Source organism: Vibrio breoganii (assembly GCF_001677275.1).
Lineage (GTDB): Bacteria > Pseudomonadota > Gammaproteobacteria > Enterobacterales > Vibrionaceae > Vibrio > Vibrio breoganii.
The window spans coordinates 346034-370928 of the sequence record NZ_CP016178.1 but is presented as its reverse complement, the minus strand read 5'-3'; the positions used below and the strand labels follow the sequence as shown (position 1 = coordinate 370928).

Sequence of the window (24895 nt, the reverse complement as noted above, 5' to 3'; positions counted from 1 at the left end):
TTCAGCCTCTTAGTGTTAGTCCCGGGTAACGTTAACAGCCTAATTCTGCTTCGCTGAACTGTCGCAATCCTTTTCCCTACTAAACGTGATGGAGTCTCAATGACTAATCAACTCAGCAAACTGGCTATTTCAGCAGGAATGTTAGCAGCATCAGCGTCAGCTGTAGCTGCAGACAAGCCAAATATCCTTGCCATCTTCGGCGATGATGTGGGCCTATGGAATATCGGCGCATACAACCAAGGCATGATGGGCTATGAAACCCCTAACATCGACCGTATTGCCAACGAAGGTGCACTATTTACTGACCACTACGGTCAGCAATCCTGTACTGCAGGTCGTGCCGCATTCGTTACTGGCCAAGAACCGTTTCGTACTGGTCTTCTCACTATCGGCATGCCTGGTTCAACTCACGGCATTCCTGATTGGGCGCCAACCATTGCTGATCTATTGAAAGATCAAGGCTACATGACGGCTCAGTTTGGTAAAAACCACCTTGGTGACCAAGACCAGCATCTACCAACAAAACACGGTTTTGATGAGTTCTTCGGTAACCTTTACCACCTAAATGCCGAAGAAGAGCCAGAGACTTACTACTATCCAAAAGACCCTGAGTTTCGTAAGAACTACGGCCCTCGTGGTGTCATCAAGTCTTACGCTGATGGCCGCATTGAAGATACAGGCCCTATGACGCGTAAGCGCATGGAAACGGCGGATGAAGAGTTCCTAGATTCTTCTCTAGCCTTCATGGAAAAAGCAGTAAAAGCGGACAAGCCTTTCTTCATCTGGCACAACACAACACGTATGCACGTGTGGACTCGCCTTCAAGAGAAATACCAAGGCAAATCAGGCATCAGCATCTATGCCGACGGCATGTTAGAGCATGATGACCACGTGGGTATTTTGTTAGACAAACTGGATGACCTAGGTATTGCTGATAATACTATCGTTATCTACTCTACCGACAACGGTGCAGAGACAGTATCTTGGCCGGACGGCGGTGCTACACCGTTCCATGGTGAGAAAGGCACAACTTGGGAAGGCGGTATGCGTGTTCCTCAGCTTGTTCGCTGGCCTGGCGTGATTGATCCTGGTTCTCGCTACAACGACATGATGGCGCACCAAGATTGGTTGCCAACTATCATGGCTGCAGCCGGTGTTCCTGATGTGAAAGAGAAGCTTGCTGAGGGTTACACCTCTAACGGTAAAGAGTGGCGCGTACACATCGATGGCTACAACTTCATGCCTTACTTTGAAGGCAAGCAAGAGAAAGGTCCTCGTGAATCACTACTTTACTTCACAGCAAACGGCGAGCTAAATGCTATCCGCTGGAATGATTGGAAACTGCACTTTGCAACGCTAGAAGGCAACATCACTGACGCGGTGCGCTTTGAGTCTAACTGGCCGAAGATCATCCACTTGCGTGCTGACCCATTTGAGAAAGCACCACACGAATCAGGCATGTACCTACGCTGGATGGCGGACAACATGTGGCTATTCGTACCGGTTCAAGATGAGCTTGGTAAGTTCTTTGCAACTCTAGGTCAATACCCTCGTCAAGAAGGTCAAGTTTTGAACCCTGCTGCGATCAGCCAAACCTCTTTGGGTGTGAAAGCAAAACTAAATCAAATCGACCAGCTACAAAAGCAAATCGATGAGATGAACAAATAGACTTCCTATTACTACAATTATGTAGCTTTTAAGACTTTGCTCAGCCCTTGCGGCTGAGCTTTTTTATTCGTGTTAGTATGAAGCAATAACAATGACTTAGGGTTTGCCATGCTAAAGGGTACGCATCATGTCGCCATCATCTGTAGCGACTACCAAACATCAAAGCACTTCTACACACATATTCTTGGCTTAGACATTATTGCAGAGAACTATCGAGCACATAGAGACTCCTACAAGCTTGATCTCGCCTTGCCTGATGGAACACAAATAGAGCTATTCTCTTTCCCATCGCCACCACAACGCCCAAGCACTCCTGAAGCTCAGGGGCTGAGACATTTAGCATTTAAAGTCGAAGACCTTGATAGCTGTATAAAACACTTACAAAGCAATGAGGTCGAGGTAGAAGCCGTACGCGTTGATGAATTCACAGGAAAGCGCTTTACCTTCTTTAAAGACCCTGATGATTTGCCACTGGAGCTTTACGAGGGTTAATAAGGGAGCGTTTCTGGGTCAAGGTCGATGAAATGCGGTGCAATAGGCGTTGTAAACTGCACAGCCTTGATATGTGTTTCGCCTTGCATCAATACCTTACAAACCCGATGCATGCCGTCCATCACCCGTCCTTCATGACACAAGATAATGGGATAGTTAAGGTCTGTCTGTTGAATCAATTTGGCATGCTCCACAATGTTGCGACAGGTTGGTTTAGCACCGCCAAGATCATACCAAAAGGCCTCATCTAGTTCCTGGATTGCATCAAGAGGCACAGTGATGACTGGCATTGCTTGCGCCATCTCGACGAGTTTGATTACGTCCCAGATCAAAAGCTGACCTTCTGTAGAGCGTCTGAAGTGGTATTGCTGTCTCAATGTATGCCTCGAATCGAACGCTTGATATGCCCAATACTAAAACCAATCATAAACAATCCTAATGCGATAGGGATCCCCCACAACAGGGCATTCTTCATGCTAAACGAAGGTTGATAAAGTACGTGCTCACCGTATCTCGCCACCATATACTCTTTCACCTCACTATCTGACTTCCCTGCCTTAACCAACTCAAACACTCGAAGTCGAATGTCCTTGGCAACCGCCGAGTTAGATTCAATCAAATTTTGATTTTGACACATGGGGCAGCGCAAGGTTTTAGCCAGATGAATCGCTTGTTTTTGCTGAGCCACAGAATCAAACTCAAACAAATCGACAGGATGAGAGATGCTTTGATAACCCGCTGCATGGACACTTGACCCAAAGGTGAGGCTTAACGCCAACAATACTATCACACGCCTTACTAGTTTCATGCTTGATACTCCCGAGTAATGGCTCTTCGCTTGCGTGGATTAAATTGTTTAATCCACGCACCACGGATAAGTAAACCAGTACCTGCCAATACCACCAGCAAGCCGCCTATTCCAATCCATCGAATAAAGGCCTTAAACTGAATTCGAACCGCGTAATGCTCGGAATCGATCTTTTCTCCTAGCGTGATATACACATCTCCATTCCAATACGGCGTCAATGAAGGCTCTGTCATATTCATTACTCGAACGGGATAGTGACGCTTCTCAGGTCTTGCAATCACACTATTGCCGGAGGGTTCGGTAATCTCGATGACGCCCTGTTCTGCGGTATAGTTTGGCGCAACGTAAAGCTTAGTGTGTTGGTAATGGATCTTATAATCACCAAACTGTACCTCACTATTTGAGCCAAGTTTGGTTGGACCCAGCTTAGCGGTCAGCTCGTAAGAGTAATAGCTGTTCATGCTGGCTCCAAAGGCCAGTATAGCGACGCCAATATGAGCAATGGAGACTAAGTAAACCTTGTATCGGTATTCCTGTTTACGCACTCGCAAGCAGCGAAGAACATGGGTCACCGTGAGCCATAGTGCCGCCCAAGTGGTAATGAACGCGTAGGTGGACCATGTGGCTGCGACCTCACTGTCTTGATGGGTGTAATAACGAATAAAGGCAAAGGCCAAGAAAGCACTCACCGACGCGCTAATGAATGCCAGTTTCCTCGGAAAAACACCCGACTGCGCCTGCCATTTGAGTAATGGACTTAGTGCCATTGCTACTAGAGCAACAATGGTTAATGGCGCAAATAATAGGTTGAAATAAGGTGCACCCACGGAGATATTACCTAAGCCGAGCAATTGGTACAGCATGGGATAAAACGTGCCGAGAAGGACTATCGCCATGGCCAATACAAATAGGTTGAGAGCCCATAAAATAAAGGTATTTTTGCTGGAAAATCGTGAGATAGCATTGGACTTGATTGAAGCGGCGCGATGGATAAGCAAAACATAGGCACTCACAAACACTAAGCTTAAAATCCCAAGCAATGTCAGCCCCTTGCTTGGATCCACAGCAAAGGCATGTACCGAAGTTAATACCCCAGAACGAACAATAAAAGTACCCAGAATGCTAAGGCAGAAGGTCACTATCGCCAGCGAGAACGTCCATACCTTTAGCTGGCCTTGCTTTCGGCTTGCCATGACAGAATGCACTAACGCCGTCGCCGTTAGCCAAGGAAGAAGAGAGGCATTTTCAACAGGGTCCCAGAACCACCAACCGCCCCAACCTAGCTCGTAGTAGGCCCACCCCGCACCAACGATGATCCCTGCGCTTAAGAAGACCCATGCCAATAGCGTATGACGAGTTAAGCGCTCAAAGATATCGGCTTCGCCCTTTGCCTCGATCAAGTAGCCACAGGTTAACCCCAGAACAGAGGCAAACCCCACATAGCCTACGTACAACAACGGGGGATGAATGATTAGCCCTATGTCTTGCAGCATAGGGTTAAGGTCTCGCCCCTCAAAAGGCATCACTTCATTCATTGCAAATGGATTCGATGCCAGCAGAGTAAACCAGCTAAAAATGGCCACCAGCGCTAACATCAGCCAACTGGCATGAAAATCACTGGCACTATTAGTTCGTCGGGAAACCAGTACAGACCAGCCTGAAATGATGGCAACCCAAAACAACATGGAGCCTTGATGGCCGCCCCAAGTAGCCGCGATCTTAAACGGCAACGCTAAGGCACTGTTGGAGTTATCCGAGACATACGAAAGTGAGAAGTCATCACTGGCAAACGCATAGCTCAGTAGTAATAGCGATAACCCAGCAAAAAGGAAGGCAACAGCGGACAAAGAACGAGAAATAGTCGCAGGTACAAGAGTTTGCTTGCGCAGCAAAAGGCTATAAAGCCCTACTGCGGCGCCGCAACTACTGACTACTGCCGTCAGGATCAAACAAAACAATCCTAGATTCGCTAGCATCCCATTCCCTATAAAAATAAACCCAAGTAGCTCGAACGAATCCAAGTTACCTGGGTGCTGAAAAGACGGATTCTAAATGACCGTCATCTGCCCTGCATACAATACAAAGGTACGTAGCATCAATACGCCTATCAAGCTAAGACTAGTCACGGTGAGAATAAAACCATGATTATGTTTAGTGCTAGAAGGACTAAAGTAGTTCATCGCCAGCGGCAACAACATACCGATTCCCACTACCCCAAACCAGAACCAATTGGACCAGAACCCGCCACCGATGGCATTCCAAGCTGCCGCTTCATGTTGTCCACCGGTAAAGATAAGACCGGTGAAAAACGTAACCAGAACAAATAATTCAAACATCACTACTGGACGCTCGAAGCTATGAATCCAGGCCACACTTGAGCTATGCGCATCCTCTTTAAACACCAGTATGCCAAACAACAAACACGCCGCCGCGCCTGATGACAAACTAGAGAACAAGAAAAGGATCGGCAGCACAGGATTGTTGAGCATTGGATAGGTTTGTAGCGCTGACAACAAGAATCCAGTGTAGGCCGCTAGAGCAATGGCTAGGAATCCTAGGAATAACTCAATGCCATTCTCGAAGCTTTTGAACTTGAGAAGCAGACCATCCACAAACTGAAACTTACCGCCTAAGAAATTCACGATGGTGGTTCTAAAGATGATGCCAATCCAGACAAACAATACCGCCATGTAGACCTGGAATAGGATCACACCCATCGACATGACCGACGTTGGGTTGTAGTAAATCATGATCTTCCAAAAATCTAGTGGCTTGGTCAGGTGGAATACCAATATCAACAGACCCACAATAATGCCAAAGGGCGCTAACCATGCGATGGCTTTCATGATGCCATTGTCCGATGCATCGCCGGTGATGACCTTGCGTTTAAGATATAAGCCAACGATCACCGCACCTGCGGACATCCCTGCGAGGAAAAGATAGATTGCAATGATCCAATCCCACACCAAAGAGTCGAAATGAAATGCACTATTCATGTTACACCTCCCCCTTATCAAACGGCACTTTATACAGTTGAGGCTTTGTGCCTAAAGTGACCTTGTCACGATAAACTGGCTTGGCCTGAATTGCTTGGTTGATATTGCTGTTAGGATCATTCAGATCGCCGAACACCAATGCGCTGGTTGGGCAACTTTCCACACACGCTGGTTGCTTACCTTCTGTAAGATTGGTATCACGACAGAAATTACATTTATCCGCTGATTTGTTTTCTGGATGGAAGAAGCGCACTTGATACGGACATGCCGCTAGGCAGTAACCACAACCCACGCACTTCTCTTTATGGACATCAACAATCCCAGTCTTCTCATCCTTGTAGGCGGCCCCTGTTGGGCACACATACACACAAGGTGGATTCTCACAATGTTGGCAAGAGTCTCGAGTAAATCGATACTCCACGTCAGGGAATTCGCCAATGGGTTCAGATCGCTCAATCTCTAAGCGACTGACTCCCTCAGGAACATTATTCACCTCGCGGCATGCCTCAGTACACGCAGTACATCCAATACAGGCATTCTCATCATGTAGCATGCCGTATTTGATCTTCGCCTCTTCTTCGCCACTGGCAAACGAGTTTCGGCTCGATATTGCCGCCGTCGTGCCAACACCTGTAGTAAAGATGACAGCGCCTGCGCCAGCTATGAAGTTTCTTCTAGAACAACTCATATCATCTCCTACTCTTCGCGCTTGTGGTTAAAGTCTGAATGACAATCTACACACATACCGACGATAGCCTTATGGTCATAGGACAGCACCTTGGCATCGGTTCCATGAACCGTGTGGCAGTTAGAACAAGTGAGGTTCTTGGCGTGTACATCATGTGTCCAGCTTGATTCACGTAGGCTTTCAGGCGTATGACAATCCATACAAGTACTGTTTGCCTTAAGTATCATCTCAGGGGATAGCTGTTGCTTATCTGTCCCTGCTTGAGACTGAGCATCAGAGTATTTGATGACGGTTGATCCACCGTCGCGGTGATCTGGCCCGATGTTGCTATGACAATCGGTACAATTGGCTTCTTTACCCATTGCGTCGATGACATTTTGTCCATGAGATCCAGCTAAAGTGTGTTTAGAGTCTTTGTGACATTGAGTACATTTGTAATCTTTGTCTCTTATCAACTCTACTTTAAAGCGTTCTGATGTTGCTGAATCACTAGGGACACCATCATTGGCCAAAGCATTAATAGAATAACCAAATAGGCACAGCACCAATAAAGATTGGAGCATTGTGGCTATGGTCAATTTAATATTGCCCATCGTATCCTTTCCTTAAATCGAAATAGAATCTAATTTATTTCGACCACTAATTAACAACTCTCAGCTCAATATTATTTGAGCCAAGTGCAATCAATTCTTATTTAGGATAAGCCACAACGCTTTACCCGTTAATAATAGTTACTTATGTGCTACATAACGAGTCTATTGACGCATATTAGTGACACAGATCCATTAAATAAACCTGCCATAAGCGTCGTAAACCATTGATTTTTAATTGATAATTGATCTCATTAATCAATTTTTACATATAAGTTAATTTTTGTGACCTGCCTCTATACCATAAATTGATCTAGATCAATTCAGCTGTTATTGGCTAATGTGGCATCTTATTTATCACTTACACTTACTCCGTTGTCTATATAGCGCCACCGTATAGACTTCTCCTCCGATTCTTTTTAGGAAGCTGCCCCACAACGCAATTCATAAAATGAGAATATGGAGATAGCATTGTGAACAAACAGTGGAAACTAGGGTTTTTCGCGCCTATAGCTTTGTTAGGTCTTTTGACCTGCAGTGCTTTTGCGTCTGCCGAGGATGGAGTGCGCATTGATCCGCGTAATCAAGCATTCGAAGAAGCACATCCCGATCAATATCATAGCTGGAAAGCCACCAGCGAAAGTGAAGAAATAGACGATGCGCTTGCCGGTGACCCCAATATGGTCATCCTTTGGGCGGGCTACGGCTTTGCCAAAGATTACAACAAAGCACGCGGCCACTTTTATGCGGTTGACGATGTAAGGCAGACCTTGCGTACCGGCGGACCTACTGATGCAGAGTCAGGACCTATGCCTATGGCGTGTTGGAGCTGCAAAAGCCCTGACGTTGCTCGTGTAATTGATGAGCGTGGTGAAGACGGCTATTTTGAAGGTAAATGGGCGCGCCTTGGTGGCGAAATCGTTAACCCTATTGGCTGTTCTGACTGTCACGATACTGGCAGTGAAAAATTCAAAAATGGCGAGCCTGAGCTAGCCATTACCCGTCCTTATGTCGACCGTGCTATGCAAGCCATTGGCAAACCTTTCGAAGAACAATCTCGACTAGACCAACAAGCGAGCGTTTGTGCGCAGTGCCACGTTGAGTACTACTTCGTGAAAGATGCTAAAAACGCCGTTAAATTCCCTTGGGATATGGGTACGAGCGTAGGCGAAATGGAACTTTACTACGACGCCTTAGGCTTTGCAGATTGGACCCATGGCGTCTCTAAAGCCCCAATGCTAAAAGCTCAGCATCCTGGCTACGAAACGTGGCGTGATGGTATTCACGGCAAGAACAACGTCGTGTGTGCTGACTGCCATATGCCTAAAGTTGAAAGAGAAGACGGCACTGTATACACAGATCATAAGATTGGTAACCCATTCGACCGCTTCGAAGATACCTGTGCGAACTGTCACACTCAAAGCAAAGATCAACTTCAAGGCATAGTTTCAACGCGTAAAGCACAAGTGCTGAACATGAAGCTGACTGCAGAGAAGCAAATTGTTGCCGCTCACTTTGAGGCAAAAGCGGCTTGGGATGCTGGCGCGACAGAGCAAGAGATGGAGCCTATCCTACAAGATATTCGTCATGCTCAATGGCGCTGGGATTACGCTATCGCATCACACGGTGTGCACATGCACGCTCCTGAGATTGCGCTAGAAGTCCTAGGTACTGCGGTAGATAGAGCAGCAGATGCAAGAACGAAGACGATTCGCCTTCTTGCGAAGAAAGGGATTACAGACCCAGTACCAATCCCTGACATCTCAACCAAAGAGAAAGCTCAAGCGGCTCTTGGCATGGATATGGATGCGATGAATGCTGAGAAAGAACACTTCTTGAAGACTGTTGTGCCAAAATGGGAAGAAGAAGCCAAAGCGCGTGAAGCAACATACTAAACGCTGCTTGAAGACGTAATGACCTAACCGAGGCTCCGATAAATTCGGAGCCTCCTTGTCATAGTAATATCAAGGGTCACAGGAGAGTCAATGCACAGCACGGCGGCGATAGTATTCAGTTTGGTCTTAATCACAGTGGGCATGCTCTATGTCGCGCTGCGCAGACAGCTGTCAAATAATGCCAGCCTTGCTCTTTCAAGTTTGGTGACTGTGGTTGTTTTTAGTTCGACATCGGGTGTTTGGTTTGTACTAAAAAACGAAATACCGCCCCCTCCCCTTGCTATGGAGCCGATGACCATTGAACAAGTCATGGAGGAAAAGCAACAACATCTTACCGGCAACCCTAACGATGCTAAAGCCTGGTTTGAACTTGGCCAGCTGTATATGGGTCGATACGAATTTGACTCCGCAACGACCTGTTTTGACTATGCAATAAGGCTTTCAAAAGCCCCTTATGCAGGGCAATTTGCCGCCCTTGCCACTGCCCAGTACTATCAACACTCACAAACCATCACAGCAGATGTTCAGCGTTTATTAGACATTACCCTAGAGATGGATCCATTTAATGAAACAGCGCTGCAACTGATAGCCTCAGACCACTTTATGAGCGCACGATATGAGCAAGCTATCGCTCATTGGACAATGATATTGGACTCTGATCGCTTAGGCGTTGATAGAGCTAAGGTCATTGGTAGCATCAATCAGGCTCTGTCTTTTATTCGTTAGTCACCTTTAGAGCGCTTACTTTCTCTCCTATCCTTGATGACATCTATGACTATCTAGCGCAATCCATCGTTATCTTATATGACTATGGTCGCATTTATTTTCAGTTAGTCTAAACTGCACGCCTTTGAATATTTTGCTTGGGTTTTATCGCTCAAGATTTTTGTTAGAAGTTAATTGAGGTAGTAGAAGTGCACGAAAAGTTACAGCCTAAATACGGTTTAGGTACGGCAGTGTCACTGGTTGTTGGTATCGTTGTCGGTATTGGCATTTTCTTTAAGGCAGGCCCTGTCCTGCAAGCCACAGGTGGCAATGGCACCTATGCTGTGATCGCATGGGTTTTAGCGGCGCTACTCACCACCATCGCAGCCATAGTGATCTCAGAGATTGCATCAATGGGCTCGAAAACCGGCGGATTAATGTCGTTCAGTGAAACCGCATGGGGTGAGCGCTTTGGGTTCTTCGTTGGTTGGGTACAAACCGTTCTTTATATACCGCTCATTCTTGCTGTTATCCTTTATTACTCAGCGGTATTTACCTGTGCGTTCTTGCAAATTGAGCCGACACTGCCTGTATTAGCAGGTCTCTCAGCACTGTATTTCGTCACCTTTGCTGCAGCTAACCTGTTGGCTGAATCTTTGGGCGGACTACTTCAGCGCATCGCAACGCTAATAAAGCTGATCCCGCTTCTTGCTATCGCATTATTTGGTTTCTTCTACCAAGGTGACGCCGTTACAGCTTCTGCTGATGCGATTGCTTCGGTAACTCAGGTGAGTTTTGCTGCAGCCATTGCGGGAGCCATGATCCCTGTATTGTTTGCCTTTGATGGTTGGATCTTTGTGACCACCATTGCACACGAAATCAAGAACCCGCAACGTAACCTGCCTTTAGCTATGGTCGGCGGTCTAGCAATCATCGGCTTGGTGTACGTGATCTTTACCCTTGGCTTGCTGTCAGTGTCTGAGGGTGCCGCTTTTGCCAATGGTGAAATGGGCGTTTCTGAGGTGGCTAATCTACTATTTGGTGAAAGCCTAGGTAGAACTCTATCCTTCTTCATTGTTATCTCAGCACTCGGCGGCTTTAATGGCTTGATGCTATTGGGTATGCGTATGCCTTACTCTCTTGCTATGCGCCGCAACTTCATTGGCTCTCAAGCATTGCTATCAGTTTCTACAAGAACCAACCTACCGGTTCGCTCTGGATTAACCATGCTGGTATTGCTGGCGTTTTACATGCTAGTGGGCTTTGCCCTTGCTGGAACAGGTGTTCACAACGGTATCTTTGATTTGTATGGTGACCTGCCTATCGCGCTTATGTGGATCATCTACGCACTATTATTTATCGGTGTTTGGCGTTTACGTTCAACTCAGCCAGATGCACAGCGCCTAATTCGCGTTCCGGCTCTGCCACTGTTTGTCGTTCTCGCTATCGCGGGTACAGGCTATGCGCTGTACGGATTCATTCCATCCAATATCACCTCTTTCGTTCTATCTAGTGCGATTGCAGGTCTAGGATTCATCGTATATGCGAAATCATCTCCTAGAGCTAACTAAGCACTAAGTTGCACATATAAGAACTAAAGGGGATCAGCACTTGCTGCTCCCCTTTTTATTTTACTAGCCTGAGTCCGAACGCTTTCATGGCAAAACCTCAACATTCTTTCATTAATGACTTGTCATGCACTGCAGATTCCAAAAATAGAATCTTAGTTCTCATTTTCATTCTTTTGTAATTTAATGGGTCTACATTAAACTCTCCATCGAATTTTTACGCACATTTTTGAATAAGGTGACTCAATGTCAAACAAACTGGCTAATCCAGCTCCACTAGGACTTATGGGTTTTGGTATGACTACCATCCTACTGAACATCCACAACGCAGGATTCTTTCCAATGGATTCTATGATCCTTGCTATGGGTATCTTCTACGGTGGTTTGAGCCAAGTTATTGTGGGCATCATGTGCTTTAAGCGTGGCGATACTTTCGGTACGACCGCGTTTACATCTTACGGTCTATTCTGGCTAACGCTTGTGGGTATCATCGTGATGCCGTACATGGGTCTACCAGCGAGCCCAGCAGGCTTTATGGCTTGGTTCCTTGTGTTATGGGGCATCTTCACAGGCTTCATGTTCATTGGTTCGCTTCGTTACCCTCGTGCTAAGCAAGTAGTATTCGGTTCGCTAACCGTTCTATTCTTCCTACTGGCCGCTCACGACTTCACTGGTAACAGCACCATCGGCTTCATTGCTGGTATCGAAGGTATCTTCTGTGGCGCATCTGCAATCTACTTTGCAATGGCGCAAGTGCTAAACGCAGAATATGGTCGCACCATCCTACCTGTAGGTAGCCCAGCACTAGCTGCAAGCGCACCTCAAGAAACTGCGACTGCGTAAACAAAAAACACAAAAAAAATGCCACCTAGAGTTGTCTCTTAGGTGGCATTTTTGTATCTGCTTAATAGCTTATAGAGCAAGGGAACAAGGGAACAAGGGAACAAGAATAGAAGCTCTATAACAATGAGTGCATTTTGTTATGGCTGAGACATCGCGCGATACGTTACTATGAACCAATAACGCTCGATTGGCTCTATGGTTATTCGCAATATGGATCTTTAAAAGGTAATGGACGACATCATGAAGAAATTTAACTCTTATATCGCTATCACACTGGCGGTTTTTGCACTTTCAGGGTGTGACAGTAATGAGCAATCCTTAAAGGTAACGGCTAGCGCTTATACCTCAAGTGTTGGTGAAACTGACTCAACGCCAAATCTAGCCGCTTGGGGAGATACTCTAAAGCCAGGCATGAAGTCTATTGCGGTTTCACGTGATCTCATCGACATGGGGCTGACCCACAATCAAGAAGTCACTATTGAAGGATTGGATGGTACTTATTTGGTTCTCGACAAAATGAATAAGCGTTGGACAAAAAAGATTGATATCTACATGGGTAACGATGTTGAGAAAGCGCGAGAGTGGGGTAAAAAAGAGGTCACTATTCACTGGACAGTGGATGAAGAAAAGTAAGCAAGGCTGTTTATAACCGCTTAAAAACCGCAACAGCGTAAGTAAAAACACCATAAAAAATGCCACCTAGAGTTCTCTCATAGGTGGCATTTTTGTATCTGTTTAAAGTAATTTGCTGTTCATTTCAGCTTGTCGCATCGGCATAGAGTCTATGGTGGAAAATATGGAGGGTAAGCTTAGGCGTTCTTCTCGCATTTTTATTCCGCCGTCTTTACCAATCAGCACCACAGGTTTGTCTGAGATTCGCTGTCTGATGTCTTGTTGCAATGGCTCAGGAACAGAATCGGACAAGTTAGAAACAACTCGGTTAGGCAAAACTAGGAACCAGACTAGGTGCCTATCTGCAATCTCTTCTGAGGCGTTGGTGAGCGTTTGTTGGTAGTCTGGACGATCTTGTATCAACAAGATGCGATATTGCCACTTCATCTCAGAAAGTTGCAGGAAAGAAGCGTCACTCTTACTCGATGCCAATACACTCATTGTTGTCATAGATATAACCCAAATCAAAATCCTCATGATGCCTCTCCAACCAAGGTTCGCTAATACCTACGACGTTGGCTAGCCTCATGATCAAATTAAGGCTCAATCTCTCCAATAGAATATAGGACTAGATGCTCAGGGTTCATGCCTTCGCCCAAGCTTTGAATGTCTTCGCCCTCACTTTTTAGCTCAGCAATAATGACTAATGCGTCCTCTTGCTCAACATCAATAACGGTTTTCATCTCAGATGCGGAGATACCATAACGGGTTGCTATCAATAGGTCTTTAACCTTCTGTTTGTTTGCATTTGTCATCGTATCTCCTTTCTCACTCGATTAAAGAAACCTAATCGTTAGGCTCTCTCTTATGTTTTGGTACGTAGTTTAAGATCGAGATCGGCACTTCTTTGCTTGGAACAAAGCCCTCGATTTCACGCCTTTCAATTAAGTGACCAAGACGACTTTCAATCATGCAAAGGTTCTTAAAGTTATCTCTAGACACAAACGAGATAGCTTCACCGTTCTTGTCCGCTCGACCTGTACGCCCAATACGATGCACATACTCATCCGCAGGATAAGGCAGGTCGTAGTTAATCACTCGCGGAAGCCCGTCAATATCGATACCACGCGCACCAATGCCGGTTGCAATCATGTACTGGATCTTGCCTGCCTTGAAGTCTTCAAGCAGTTGAGCTCGAACCTTTTGGTTGCGGCCACTATGGAAAGGTTCTGCAGCAATGCCACGCTTCTCAAGTTGAGCCGCTAGCTTGGCTGCGCCGTGTTTGGTTTCAATAAAGATAAGGGCTTGATCCCATTGATTCTCATTGATCATGTGAGCCAATAGAGAAGATTTCTTATCTTTATCTACCGTCACCAGCCACTGCTCAATATTCGACTTCGAAGCACTGTGCTTAGCAATAGAGATCTCTACCGCGTCATTAATTGCGCTCTTTGCAAGGTCGCGAACCGGGTTCGACAAGGTTGCTGAGAACAACAGGTTTTGAATATCTTGTGGCAGGCGAGCAATGATCTTGTTGATGTCTTCAATAAAGCCCATGTCCAACATGCGGTCCGCTTCATCAAGTACCAGCACTTCGACTTCTTCAAAGTACACCGCTTTTTGACCATAAAGATCAATCAAGCGTCCCGGCGTTGAAACCAGTACATCCACACCATCAATGAGGCCTTGCTTCTGCGGCTGATACTCTACCCCGCCATACATGGCCATAGAGGTGAGTTTGGTCTCTTCAGCGTATTGCTTGATCTTTTCATCCACCTGAATCGCTAGTTCACGGGTTGGTACCACTATCAAGGCGCGAATACGCTTCTTACGCTGAGTTTCGCCTTTGCTTAGCATCTCCAAAATAGGCAATACAAAGCTCGCCGTCTTACCCGTACCTGTCTGCGCTGCCGCAATCAAGTTCTTCCCTTCTAGGACGATCGGAATCGCTTTTTCTTGAATGGGTGTGGGCTTATCGTAACCAACTTTATTGATGGCATTGAGGATAGGTGTGCTTAAACCAAGCTTGGTAAATGGCATAGATTACTCATTAAAAACAGATGGACAGCAATAGCATAGGCTATGGCTCGAAAACTTGCGGAATGGTATCACGCACAAACAAAAAAGCCACTCGCAAGAGTGGCTTGAATTAAGGCCTGTTGTGTTTAGAGGCTTACGCCGACTGAACTTCTTTTGTTTCACAGATCATACGCCACTCTTTAGGTAGGGTATTCACCTTACCATTGACGTTAACGATAGAGCTGTGTTCAATCTCGCTTGATGAACGGCCAATCATAATTTCAAACTCGCCACCTTCAACAACGCGCTGTTGCTTGGCGTTGGTAAAGTTGAGCATATCGACAGGTAGGCTAAAGGTAATACGCTTGCTCTCACCCGCTTCTAGCCAGACTTTGTGGAAGCCTTTTAATTCTTTCACCGGACGCACCACAGAGCACAGCTTATCGCGGGTATAGAGCTGCACCACTTCTGCGCCCGCTCGTGCGCCTGTGTTAGTGATGGTCACCGACGCCTCGATAGTGCCATCAAACTCGACACTATTGCTGGTTAGCTCGACATCCTTGTAATCGAACTGGGTATAGCTCAATCCAAACCCAAAGTTGTACGCAGAACCAAAGTGATAAGCAATTGGTGTGCCCGCACTCTTGAGTTTATGGTTGTAGAAATAGGGTACAGCACCGACATTTTTTGGGATCGATAGGGTTAGCTTGCCACTTGGGTTTTCCTCACCAGAGAGGATATCAGCAATGGCGTTTGCACCCTCTTGGCCCGGTGCCCAACCATACAAAATAGCACTAGCTTCATCTTCGGCTCTGCCCAATTGGTAAGGGCGACCGCCGGTCACTAGCACTACCACAGGTTTACCCGTATCCAACAGTGCATCGAGCATCTCACGTTGTACGCCTGGCAGTTCAAGGCTATCGGTATCTGAACCTTCTCCAATGGTGCCCGTTTGGAACAAGCCTGCTAAATCACCTACGCATGCCACAATTACCTCGCTTTGCTGAGCTACATCGACAGCCTGCTGGATATATGAGGTGTCTTTGCTCACTGGAGACGTTTGGTCTTGCGCAATGGCCATATTCACATCGCCCGGGAACACAGGGGCATTAGCTTTGCGCTCAGTCAGGATCTCGCAACCTTTGGCATATTCTACTGTTTCAAAAGAGGCTTTGAGACTTTGCAATAATGTATTTGAATTCAGCTCACCACTGTCCGTATCACTTAAAATTAAATGTACAGGGAAGCTATAACCACCGAGTAATGCCAGAGGATCGTTCGCTGTTGCACCAACAACCGCAATAGGCGTTTGCTTAGACAGAGGTAAGGTACCGTCATTTTTTAGCAATACTGCAGATTCACTGGCAATTTTGTAGCTAAGCTCTGTGCTCTTGTCGTTGTGCAGTGGCTCTGTTGGGATCTCAGTGTAAGGGTTCTCAAATAAACCAAACTCAAACTTGGTCTTTAAGATGCGCTCTACGATGGTATCTATAGTATCCAAGCTGACAAGACCGGCTTCTAGCGCCTTCGTTAGGCGGTTCGAGCAAGCATCGTCTGGCAGTTCAACATCAAGACCTGCGTTAAACGCAAGCGCTGCTGCTTCCGTGCTGTCTGCAGCAACAGCGTGGTGAGCCGCAAGTAGATCGATACCGCCATAATCAGCCACGATCAATCCATCAAAGCCCCATTGCTCACGCAGCACCTCAGTCAATAGGTAATGAGACGCATGGCATGGCTCACCATCGATATCATGATATGCCGGCATCACTGAGCCCGCATTGCCTAGTTTAACCGCCATTTCAAACGGCAACATAAAGGTGTCATTAAGCTCTTTAAAGCCTAGATTAACTGGAGCGTGGTTACGTGCGCCCTCGCTTGCGGAGTGGCCAACGTAGTGTTTTAGAGTAGCGTATAGGTCTCGATTTTCGCCCTGCAAGCCCTTAACGTATTGCGTTGCCATAACGCCAACTAGGTATGGGTCTTCACCTAGCGTTTCTTCGGTACGTCCCCAGCGAACATCTCTAGATACATCTAGCACAGGCGCAAGCCCTTGCTTCGCACCAACCGCTCGAACCTGACGGCCGATATCACTGGCTGCGTTATAAATCAGTTCAGGGTTCCAAGTATGCCCATAGTTAAGGGAAGACGGATACAGGGTCGCCTCTGAGCTCATCAAACCCACAAGACACTCTTCATGGGAGATGGCAGGAATGCCAAGGCGAGTCTCTTCCACAAGAAATTTTTGCAGCTCGTTTAAGGCTTTAACACCATCAACCGGAGAAACTGTATGTGTCCCTAGTGGGCGAGTGATCTGACCGATACCCAGCTTTAATTTGTCACTTAACGTGCGTCCAGATTCGCTATCACTCATTTCGAGCTCTCGCTCCTTGTGCTCACCTTCTGGATCGAGAATGAGCCATTGAGCTCCAAGCTGAGCAATTTTTTCTTCTATAGTCATTCTTGCCATAAGATCGGCAACCCTTTCTTGGGTTGAGAATGATGCATCTTTGTATAGGGTCATAACGATACTCCGTTTAAACAATGCAACGGATTATCGCGATAATCGATAAGAAACTCTGCTTGATGGAGCGCAGTTATAAAATTGATAATTCAACTTACCAAATATATAAAAAAGAAAGGTTACTGCGCCAAATAACTAACAAAATCTAGAGCGATGATTTGTCTATTTGCTGACGATAACGGTTTGGTGTGGTGCTTAACTCCTTCATAAACACTTGAGAAAGATAGCTCTGATTAGGGTAACCACACTGTTTGGCGATGGCATCGATACTGTCCTCGGTAGAAACCAGTAATTGCTTCGCTTTGTCTAGCCTTTGTTTGGTAATGAACTGATGGGCTGTTTTGCCATAGCTCTGTAAAAAACGGTTGTCTAAGGTTTTTCTCGATACTCGGCAATGGTCAGTGACTTGCTTGATCTTAATGTTTCTATGAAAGTTATTGCGAATAAATCCTTCAGCCTTTACCAGTATGGTATCTAGCTCAAGCGCAGACTGCGTTGTGCCACCGTGGAGCAGCTCGTATGAGGAGAACATCTCTTGATAGGATTTTTTGTATCTAACTGATTTAAATAGCGTTTCGATACAAAGCTTACCTAACTCAACAGGGTTCAAGGCAACGGAGCTCAAAGGAATTGAAGATAACATCCGCTCGGTATCATCGTAGTCTGTGCCTATGATGGACACCTGCTCAGGTACGCTCACAGAGTTACGATAACAAAGATTAACCAGCTTTCGTGCTGAGCGATCTGACGAGCAATACACCCCTATCGGGAAATCCTTGTTGGTAATAGCCTGCTCAATATCTTCTACGATGGCAAAACCGCCGGTTTGGGCAGACTGAGTAAAACCCGCACGGCGCTCTAAACACCACTGCTCATCTTTATCTTGCTGACTGGTGTAGTAACCGACGGCCTGATAGCCACTGTTTTTAAAGCTTTGCAACGCCGTATCAGCGAGGCCAAAATTGTCGACAGTAACGGAAGAAAAACCGGCAGGTATGTCCCCCCCATCATGGTTTCTAAACACTAAAGTATGGGCACTCAGTCCTTGCAGAGCATCAGTGACATTAGGTTTATTGAGGTCAGCAATAACGTAATCCCATTTCTGGGAATGCAGATAATCCGTATCCGTGTAGGATTCTAGATGAAGTTCGACCTTGAGGCTGAGTTCTTCGACTTTAGCCTGGATACCCTTTAGTACCTGTCGGTCAAAGTAGATCATGCTATCTAATAGCAACAACAGTTTTTTCACATCAGATTCTCAAGCATGTTCAACTCATCGGCACATCAGTGCATGAACTGTGAATAGGCTTAGAATTATATCGAAACCTGATAGTGGTAAAAGTACCTACTATGCGCCTTTGTTAGTGGCGCATCACAAATAACAACACGCATCACGAAATTTGCTCTATTCGTACCCAAACAAAGGGTCTTGAATACGCATAGTCTCGCCCTCTCGCAGAGAAACGATCTGGTCACTGGCATACAAACGGTAGGCAAAGTTCGCCATTTCTTCCGCGGTGTGTGGGCCTTCCCACTCACTCTCACTCATGCTGGATTTTGTAATGGCGTTTTTTTCAAACTCTGTAGTGACAGGGCCGGGAGCAAGCAGCTTAACCCTAAGGGGGAAAGCCCCTTCCTTGAGGTTTTGCGCAATCCCTTCGGTAAACGCCGAGACATAGAATTTAGTCGCAGAATAGGCCACCGCATCAGAATAAATGGCGTATCCCATCGCAGAGGACACATTAATCAAAGTAACAGGTTTCTTCTTATGATCTTGAATGAAACGTAAAGAGAGTCTGGTGAGCGCTTTAACATTCACATCAATCATCTTGCTAATCTGGTCTATATCCACGTCCCAGGCTCTGTTGTAATCACCAAAGCCTGCATTATTCACAAAAACTTCAATCTCATGCTTCATGGCACGGTCGTACATTTCGTCGACTGCCTGTGGCACAGCGAGATCCGCAGGGCAAATGATCACTTCAACCCCATAGCGCTCTTCGATGTCTTCTTTAATCACATTCAGTTTATCGACTTGGCGTGAAACCAAAATAAGCGGATGATGTTGCCTCGCAAATTTATAGGCAATAGCCTTGCCAATGCCCTCACTGGCCCCCGTTACTAGAACGTATCCCATACTCCCTCCTTGAATTTGGAACTCTATTAAAGATTAGCTTGATTTGAGATTTTAGGCGTAAGGAAAAAACTGAAGCAGTAAGGATCTAGCTCTTTAGGCGGTAGTTTCATTAAGATTCAATATTTAAGATACTGGTCCTGTTCAGGGTATTTACATTGTGGAGTTTAACTGATCGCTCGCATAAGAGTTAATTTACGTGACCTTACCACTACGTCAGGGTGAGATCGTGAACGTTTTTTAATCAAAATCACAATCGATTTGACGATCACATTTAGCTGTGATCATATACTCCCTTTTTAGGGAGAGCATCATGCACATTGACCACTTCAAAGAACATTTTCAAACGATTATCGACCAACGCCAAGGTGCAAAGGTCACATATTGCCTGTTTGAAGTCCTTTTTGGCTCGCTATGTGCGGTGATTGCAGGCGCGAAAGGTTGGTTCGATATTCGTGAATACATTCTCGGTCATCATGATTGGTTTAAGCGTAATGACTTGTTTTTGAATGGTATTCCTGCTGATGACACAATAGCTCGTATCATCTCTACCATTGAACCCGAACAGTTCCATGAGTGCTTCATTAACTGGATGTCATCAATTCATACTCTCACCGAAGGTCAAGTGATTGCGATTGATGGCAAAACACTTCGCGGCTCATATAATCGTGAAGACAGGAAGAGCACCATTCATATGATTAGTGCTTATGCGTCGTCCAACAAGCTCGTACTGGGACAGCTAAAAACCGAACAAAAAAGCAATGAAATTACAGCGATCCCTGAACTGATAAAGATGCTCGATATCAAGGGGGCCCTAGTAACAATTGATGCTATGGCCTGTCAAACCAAGATTGCTAAAGCCATTGTAGATCAAGGTGGAGACTACCTGCTTGCCGTAAAGAGCAACCAAGGAAAGCTCCGACAAGCAATAGAAAAGGCATTCTCTTCTCAGCGAGCCAATGTGGCTGATAACATCTCTCTTGAGCAAGGACATGGTCGTATAGAGTCTCGTCAATGCTATGTTTTTGACAGTACAAAACTTGAAGGTAATTTCTCTCGCTGGAAAGGCTTGAAGAGCATTGTGATGGTTGAAAACTTTCGCTTTGAGAAAGATAAATCTGTCGGCCTAGAGTACCGTTATTACATCAGCTCCAAAGAGCTTAGTGCAGAGCAAGCTGCTATGGCTGTCAGAGAACATTGGGGCATAGAGTCAATGCACTGGGTACTTGATGTCACCATGAATGAAGATGCATGCCTGATATACAAAGATCACGGTGCAGAGAACCTATCATGCCTACGTCATATGAGCTTGAACATGCTCCGAGAAGAGCCAACCAAGCTAAGCATTGTTGGTAAGCAAAAGCGCTGCATGATGAATACATCGATGTTAGAGGCAGTATTAAGTGCTGGTTTCACTCGAGTGGTGAAAAACTAGGCACTCATGCGGTCACCCTGGTCTCTCTATGGTTTGAAATTTTTGCCATTTATATACTTATTTGACACAGAAAGAGCTTTGTACCGATGGCCTCGAAAGCAGTCATATGATGTTAAAGTGAGTGGTTACCAGCAGAAAACTCGCCCTTTCGCTGTAAAGTGTTAAAATCCCTTTATCTGCTCATTCTGTTGCTAAACTATCGTACTCAGGAACAAAAGTTCTTTTTCAATAATTAATAATTTAGGTATCCCTACTGATACCTAAAACGCAAACAGAAGAAAATAAAGGTAAATTTTTCAAATGGTTAACAACACAATCCAATGGTTTCCGGGTCACATGCACAAGGCTCGTAAAGAGATCGAAGAGGTCGTGCCTCAGATTGATGTCATTATCGAAGTGCTAGATGCACGTATCCCCTACTCGTCAGAGAACCCTATGATCTCTGAATTGCGTGGTGATAAGCCTTGTATCAAGGTGCTCAACAAAAGAGATCTGTCTGATCCTGAGCTAACACAAATGTGGATTGAGCATTTTGAGCTTCAAGAGGGCGTTAAAGCGATGGCTGTGACCACCGAGAACCCTCAAGAGATCCATAAGATCATGGAATTGTGTCGCAAGTTGGCTCCTCATCGTGAAGCGATGGGTAAGAACATTCGCACCATGATCATGGGTATTCCAAACGTAGGTAAGTCCACCATCATCAATACCTTGGCTGGACGTACCATAGCTCAGACGGGTAACCAGCCTGCCGTAACGCGTCGTCAGCAACGTATCAACTTACAAAACGGTGTTGTGCTTTCGGATACTCCAGGAATCCTATGGCCTAAGGTAGAAAACCCTCATAGTGGTTTCCGTCTTGCGGCTACTGGCGCTATTAAAGATACGGCAATGGAATACGACGAAGTGGCTTTCTACACTGTTGAGTATTTGGCACAGCAGTATCCAGAACGTTTGATGGAGCGCTACCAGCTAGACGAACTGCCTGATACTGAAATTGAGTTGATGGAAGCGATTGGTCGCAAACGTGGCGCGCTACGCTCAGGTGGACGCGTCGATCTGCACAAGGCTTCCGAAATCTTGTTGCACGAACTTCGACAAGGTGTACTGGGTCAGGTCACTCTCGAACTTCCTGAAATGATCACTGAAGAGTTGATCGAAGTAGAGAAAGAAGCCGTCCGCAAAGAAGAAGCAAAGATTAAGAAGAAAGAAGAGCGTCGTAAGCGATATCTTCGAAATAAGCGTTAAACTTGTCGCTAAAATACTGCAAAAAACAAAAACCTCAGCTCACTTTTTGAACTGAGGTTTTTCATTTCTAGAATAATTGTTCTATATTTAGTCGCAAGCACCCTTTCTTCATGGAGGAAGAAATATGCTACGCAGACTACTTTACCCTGCGATTGGCCTATTCATTATTGCCTGTCTTTTCTTTGGAGAAGACATGTGGAAGTTCTTTACTGGTGATCCTATCCGCGACGTTCAAGACTGGGCGCAAGGTATCATGAGGGCATTCAATCAATTTATTAGTGGCTAGCCTGATAGCTATTGATGCTGTTTCGGCTTAAATGCCAGCACCACGACAGGCACTATATGCAATATCATCATACGGATAACATGACTTAGCATAATAAGCGCAGGCTCAAGCCCCAAATAGAGAGCTGCGACGGTCATCGCTTCAATACTCCCAGGCATCCAAGAAAGAGAAAGAACAATAAAGGGCTTGTCTAGCCAAAGAGAAAAAGCAAACGCGCATACAAAGGTCACACTTAGGCTCAAAACAGTGACGCATAAACTCGCAAACGTGAATCGACGAAACTCTTGAGCCGATATATTACAAAGCCTCAGCCCCATTACCACACCAAGAGCAGAAATCGCTACCATCATAATAAGTGGCGAGATAGAAAGATTGAGCTCCGGCACAAAGCCGTTTAGTCCAATACCCACTAACATCCCTGTAACCATATAGGGAGCGGGGATTCCTAGTTTATTCAATACTACTCCGCTTCCCCCAGCCAACATAAACGCCAAAGCAAAGGTCAGAACATTGAAGCCCAGAGGTTGTTCGAGCAAATGGGTGTTTGATTGCTGTGAAACGAGTAATCCTGATAGCAAAAGAAGAAAGATAAGCCGGAAAGTATGTACAAAGATAACCTTAGCTGAAGGCGCCTTTTGAGCTTCGTTTAATACCATGACGGCTGCCATAGCGCCCGGTATAGAAGCAAGTAAGCTATCCCCTTTACTCCACGAGAAACGCTGTAACAACCAGTAACCGCATGACACCTGAAGTGCCATACAAATTACCAGCCCTGCAAACATAACGAGAGGAAAGCCGGTTGCAAAGAACGAAGGGGGAATAAGTCCACCAACACTCAAACCTAGTGCCAGTTGGACAAGTACCAGAGTATGTTTGGGAACCTTTGTTTGAACCCCTAATTTACTCAATACAATGATGATAACAATACTGCCAAACATCTCTCCAAGAGGAATAGATAGAGCGACAAACAACGCTGAAAAAGCGAAGGCAACCAGTAAAGTTGTTATTGAGTTGAGAGAGCGCTTCAAACTTAACATTCCTTGTTATTGAGCAGGTCACATCGTAACAAAGAACAAGAGCAAGCTAACTGTTTTATCTGAAGAATGTGGTCACGAAATGTAAGAAGCGTTCGTTATGCTAAAAGCAGAGCATAAATTCAGCCTTGATAGGAGGTACTCAAAGAGCAATGGCTACAGCTATCTAATAACTGCAGCTCAATGTAATGTCTAATTCTCCTAGTCGACTGCGCCTATCTACAGACGTTATTTATTGCCACCAGCCAGATTCAGTAAAATATCTTCAAGTTGATTCCACGGCATTAGTTCGGTATCGATAACCTCAATGCGTGACTCAAATCCCTCTAGAGACAGGTCATTTACCGATAATACGCCATCTGTCTTATTGAACGCATAGCAGCCTTTATCAGTATTCATTACTGCCTTAACACGGTCAGCGGTAAGATCGCTTAACATCGAAAACAAAGAATCAAAATCAAAGGTCATCTCTGCGCCAAACAGCCAACCGCAGGAGAAATAGCCCTGTCCTTTATTCTCTTTGCGAATATGGGTTTGGTTAGGTGGCAATTGGAACTGAGGTTCTAGCGCTGCATGGTGATGATGGTGTTCTTCTATGTCCATATCATCACTTGGTTTCACAAACATATCCAATAGAGACGGTTCTATATCCCCTCTTGTCGTGTTGATAACAGTAGAATGGATATCTTGAGATTGCAGCCAGTCATGCATTGTCGCAACCTGCGCTTTCGCCGCTAGCTCACTCTTATTAGCAATGATGATATCCGCCACTTCCAACTGTTGCTTGAAATTGGCATTTGTCGTGTACTTGTCATTATCAAAGTATCTAGCATCGGTGAGGGTCAATGTTGAACGCAGTTCGATATAAGGGCTGAACTGAGAAGAGGAGAGCGTAGCCATGATCTGCTTTGGATGGCCTAGACCTGTAGGCTCAATAATGAGTCTGTCTGGATTGCTACGCAATAAAGCGGTAATAGCAACGCTCGTGGGTACGCCTGCAGTGCAACAAATACATCCTCCCGGTACCTCTTTAATCAGGGCGCCACTGTCAGACATCATAGCCCCATCAATACCGATCTCACCGAACTCATTGACTAATACTGCCCAATTTTCATTCGCGGGTTTGGCCTTTAATAGCTCTAAAATGGTAGTGGTTTTGCCTGTACCTAAGAATCCAGTGATGATGTTAGTGGGTGTTTTGCGAGACATAGACGCCGTTGTGAGCAGATGAATTATGCTTAGAGTCTACAAGATTCAATAATAGGGAGAAAGGTTAAAACTAAGGATGCAACAAAGAAGGATAAGATAAGCAAGAGAGGAGAAACAAAGGGGTGCATGATTGTCCTTAACTAGGAC

At 45.6% G+C, this 24895-nt stretch carries 24 protein-coding genes; 10 read left to right on the top strand and 14 right to left on the bottom strand.

The features are described from left to right. Nucleotides 1–99 precede the first annotated feature (99 nt). Nucleotides 100–1668: an arylsulfatase gene (locus A6E01_RS14730; RefSeq protein ID WP_065210555.1), complete on the top strand. Its 1569-nt coding sequence runs from the start codon at nt 100–102 to the stop codon at nt 1666–1668. A 108-nt stretch (nt 1669–1776) separates the two neighbouring features. Further along, complete coding sequence (gloA2, locus tag A6E01_RS14725; RefSeq protein ID WP_065210554.1) at nt 1777–2160, top strand: SMU1112c/YaeR family gloxylase I-like metalloprotein; 384 nt, start codon at nt 1777–1779, stop codon at nt 2158–2160. Here the strand turns inward: gloA2 and A6E01_RS14720 are convergent. From A6E01_RS14720 to nrfB, 6 genes are all read right to left on the bottom strand, one after another. Further along, nucleotides 2157–2537 (bottom strand): hypothetical protein, encoded by a 381-nt coding sequence (locus A6E01_RS14720; protein ID WP_065210553.1) that lies wholly within the window; start codon nt 2535–2537, stop codon nt 2157–2159. The genes gloA2 and A6E01_RS14720 overlap by 4 nt on opposite strands. Then, nucleotides 2534–2968: a cytochrome c-type biogenesis protein gene (locus tag A6E01_RS14715; protein WP_065210552.1), complete on the bottom strand. Its 435-nt coding sequence runs from the start codon at nt 2966–2968 to the stop codon at nt 2534–2536. Before A6E01_RS14715 ends, A6E01_RS14720 begins: the two co-directional genes overlap by 4 nt. Continuing rightward, nucleotides 2965–4944, bottom strand: coding sequence for a heme lyase CcmF/NrfE family subunit (locus A6E01_RS14710; protein WP_065210551.1), 1980 nt, complete (start codon nt 4942–4944; stop codon nt 2965–2967). The genes A6E01_RS14715 and A6E01_RS14710 overlap by 4 nt, the downstream gene beginning before the upstream one ends. Nucleotides 4945–5016: 72 nt before the next feature. Next, a complete protein-coding gene (gene nrfD, locus A6E01_RS14705) occupies nt 5017–5964 on the bottom strand; it encodes a cytochrome c nitrite reductase subunit NrfD (protein WP_017027945.1) in 948 nt (315 codons plus the stop codon). Between the two features lies 1 nt (nt 5965). Beyond that, entirely contained in the window at nt 5966–6652 is a 687-nt protein-coding gene (gene nrfC, locus A6E01_RS14700; protein ID WP_017027946.1) for a cytochrome c nitrite reductase Fe-S protein, read from the bottom strand. 8 nt (nt 6653–6660) lie between these two features. Then, nucleotides 6661–7245 carry a cytochrome c nitrite reductase pentaheme subunit gene (gene nrfB / locus A6E01_RS14695; protein ID WP_017027947.1) on the bottom strand — a complete coding sequence of 195 codons (585 nt, stop codon included), beginning with the start codon at nt 7243–7245 and terminating at the stop codon, nt 6661–6663. Between the two features lie 506 nt (nt 7246–7751). On the opposite strand from nrfB, the gene nrfA reads away from it, so the two are divergent. The 5 genes from nrfA to A6E01_RS14670 all read left to right on the top strand — a co-directional run bounded on the left by nrfA (nt 7752) and on the right by A6E01_RS14670 (nt 12886). Next, on the top strand, nt 7752–9137 hold the full coding sequence (gene nrfA, locus A6E01_RS14690; protein WP_371958461.1) for an ammonia-forming nitrite reductase cytochrome c552 subunit: 1386 nt from the start codon (nt 7752–7754) through the stop codon (nt 9135–9137). 90 nt (nt 9138–9227) lie between these two features. After that, nucleotides 9228–9863: a TPR domain-containing protein gene (locus A6E01_RS14685; RefSeq protein WP_017027949.1), complete on the top strand. Its 636-nt coding sequence runs from the start codon at nt 9228–9230 to the stop codon at nt 9861–9863. A gap of 188 nt (nt 9864–10051) precedes the next feature. Next, nucleotides 10052–11413 carry an APC family permease gene (locus A6E01_RS14680; RefSeq protein WP_065210550.1) on the top strand — a complete coding sequence of 454 codons (1362 nt, stop codon included), beginning with the start codon at nt 10052–10054 and terminating at the stop codon, nt 11411–11413. Between the two features lie 243 nt (nt 11414–11656). Beyond that, nucleotides 11657–12253 carry an acetate uptake transporter gene (locus tag A6E01_RS14675; RefSeq protein ID WP_017027951.1) on the top strand — a complete coding sequence of 199 codons (597 nt, stop codon included), beginning with the start codon at nt 11657–11659 and terminating at the stop codon, nt 12251–12253. Nucleotides 12254–12493: 240 nt separating this feature from the next. Beyond that, complete coding sequence (locus A6E01_RS14670) at nt 12494–12886, top strand: 3D domain-containing protein (RefSeq protein WP_156744626.1); 393 nt, start codon at nt 12494–12496, stop codon at nt 12884–12886. A 102-nt stretch (nt 12887–12988) separates the two neighbouring features. Here A6E01_RS14670 and A6E01_RS14665 read toward each other — a convergent pair whose 3' ends face one another. From A6E01_RS14665 to A6E01_RS14640, 6 genes are all read right to left on the bottom strand, one after another. After that, a complete protein-coding gene (locus A6E01_RS14665; protein ID WP_237334544.1) occupies nt 12989–13375 on the bottom strand; it encodes a DUF4174 domain-containing protein in 387 nt (128 codons plus the stop codon). An 86-nt stretch (nt 13376–13461) separates the two neighbouring features. Beyond that, nucleotides 13462–13680: a hypothetical protein gene (locus A6E01_RS14660; RefSeq protein ID WP_017027954.1), complete on the bottom strand. Its 219-nt coding sequence runs from the start codon at nt 13678–13680 to the stop codon at nt 13462–13464. 31 nt (nt 13681–13711) lie between these two features. Further along, on the bottom strand, nt 13712–14905 hold the full coding sequence (locus A6E01_RS14655) for a DEAD/DEAH box helicase (protein ID WP_017027955.1): 1194 nt from the start codon (nt 14903–14905) through the stop codon (nt 13712–13714). Between the two features lie 133 nt (nt 14906–15038). Continuing rightward, nucleotides 15039–17405, bottom strand: a complete 2367-nt coding sequence (locus A6E01_RS14650) for a glycoside hydrolase family 3 N-terminal domain-containing protein (RefSeq protein WP_017027956.1) — start codon at nt 17403–17405, stop codon at nt 15039–15041. Nucleotides 17406–17550: 145 nt separating this feature from the next. After that, complete coding sequence (locus A6E01_RS14645) at nt 17551–18654, bottom strand: helix-turn-helix domain-containing protein (RefSeq protein WP_017027957.1); 1104 nt, start codon at nt 18652–18654, stop codon at nt 17551–17553. A 156-nt stretch (nt 18655–18810) separates the two neighbouring features. Further along, nucleotides 18811–19542 carry an SDR family NAD(P)-dependent oxidoreductase gene (locus A6E01_RS14640; RefSeq protein ID WP_017027958.1) on the bottom strand — a complete coding sequence of 244 codons (732 nt, stop codon included), beginning with the start codon at nt 19540–19542 and terminating at the stop codon, nt 18811–18813. A gap of 310 nt (nt 19543–19852) precedes the next feature. Here A6E01_RS14640 and A6E01_RS14635 point away from each other — a divergent pair, with 310 nt between their 5' ends. The 3 genes from A6E01_RS14635 to A6E01_RS21465 all read left to right on the top strand — a co-directional run bounded on the left by A6E01_RS14635 (nt 19853) and on the right by A6E01_RS21465 (nt 22505). Further along, entirely contained in the window at nt 19853–20974 is a 1122-nt protein-coding gene (locus A6E01_RS14635) for an ISAs1 family transposase (protein WP_017243425.1), read from the top strand. Between the two features lie 300 nt (nt 20975–21274). Further along, nucleotides 21275–22219 carry a ribosome biogenesis GTPase YlqF gene (gene ylqF / locus A6E01_RS14630; protein ID WP_017027965.1) on the top strand — a complete coding sequence of 315 codons (945 nt, stop codon included), beginning with the start codon at nt 21275–21277 and terminating at the stop codon, nt 22217–22219. Nucleotides 22220–22343: 124 nt separating this feature from the next. Next, the gene (locus A6E01_RS21465; RefSeq protein WP_017027966.1) at nt 22344–22505 is read left to right on the top strand and encodes a hypothetical protein; all 162 of its coding nucleotides are present in this window, start codon (nt 22344–22346) and stop codon (nt 22503–22505) included. Between the two features lie 8 nt (nt 22506–22513). Here A6E01_RS21465 and A6E01_RS14625 read toward each other — a convergent pair whose 3' ends face one another. Then, nucleotides 22514–23533 (bottom strand): AbrB family transcriptional regulator, encoded by a 1020-nt coding sequence (locus tag A6E01_RS14625; RefSeq protein ID WP_167714327.1) that lies wholly within the window; start codon nt 23531–23533, stop codon nt 22514–22516. Between the two features lie 234 nt (nt 23534–23767). After that, nucleotides 23768–24748: a CobW family GTP-binding protein gene (locus tag A6E01_RS14620; RefSeq protein WP_065210547.1), complete on the bottom strand. Its 981-nt coding sequence runs from the start codon at nt 24746–24748 to the stop codon at nt 23768–23770. Between the last annotated feature and the right edge of the window lie 147 nt (nt 24749–24895).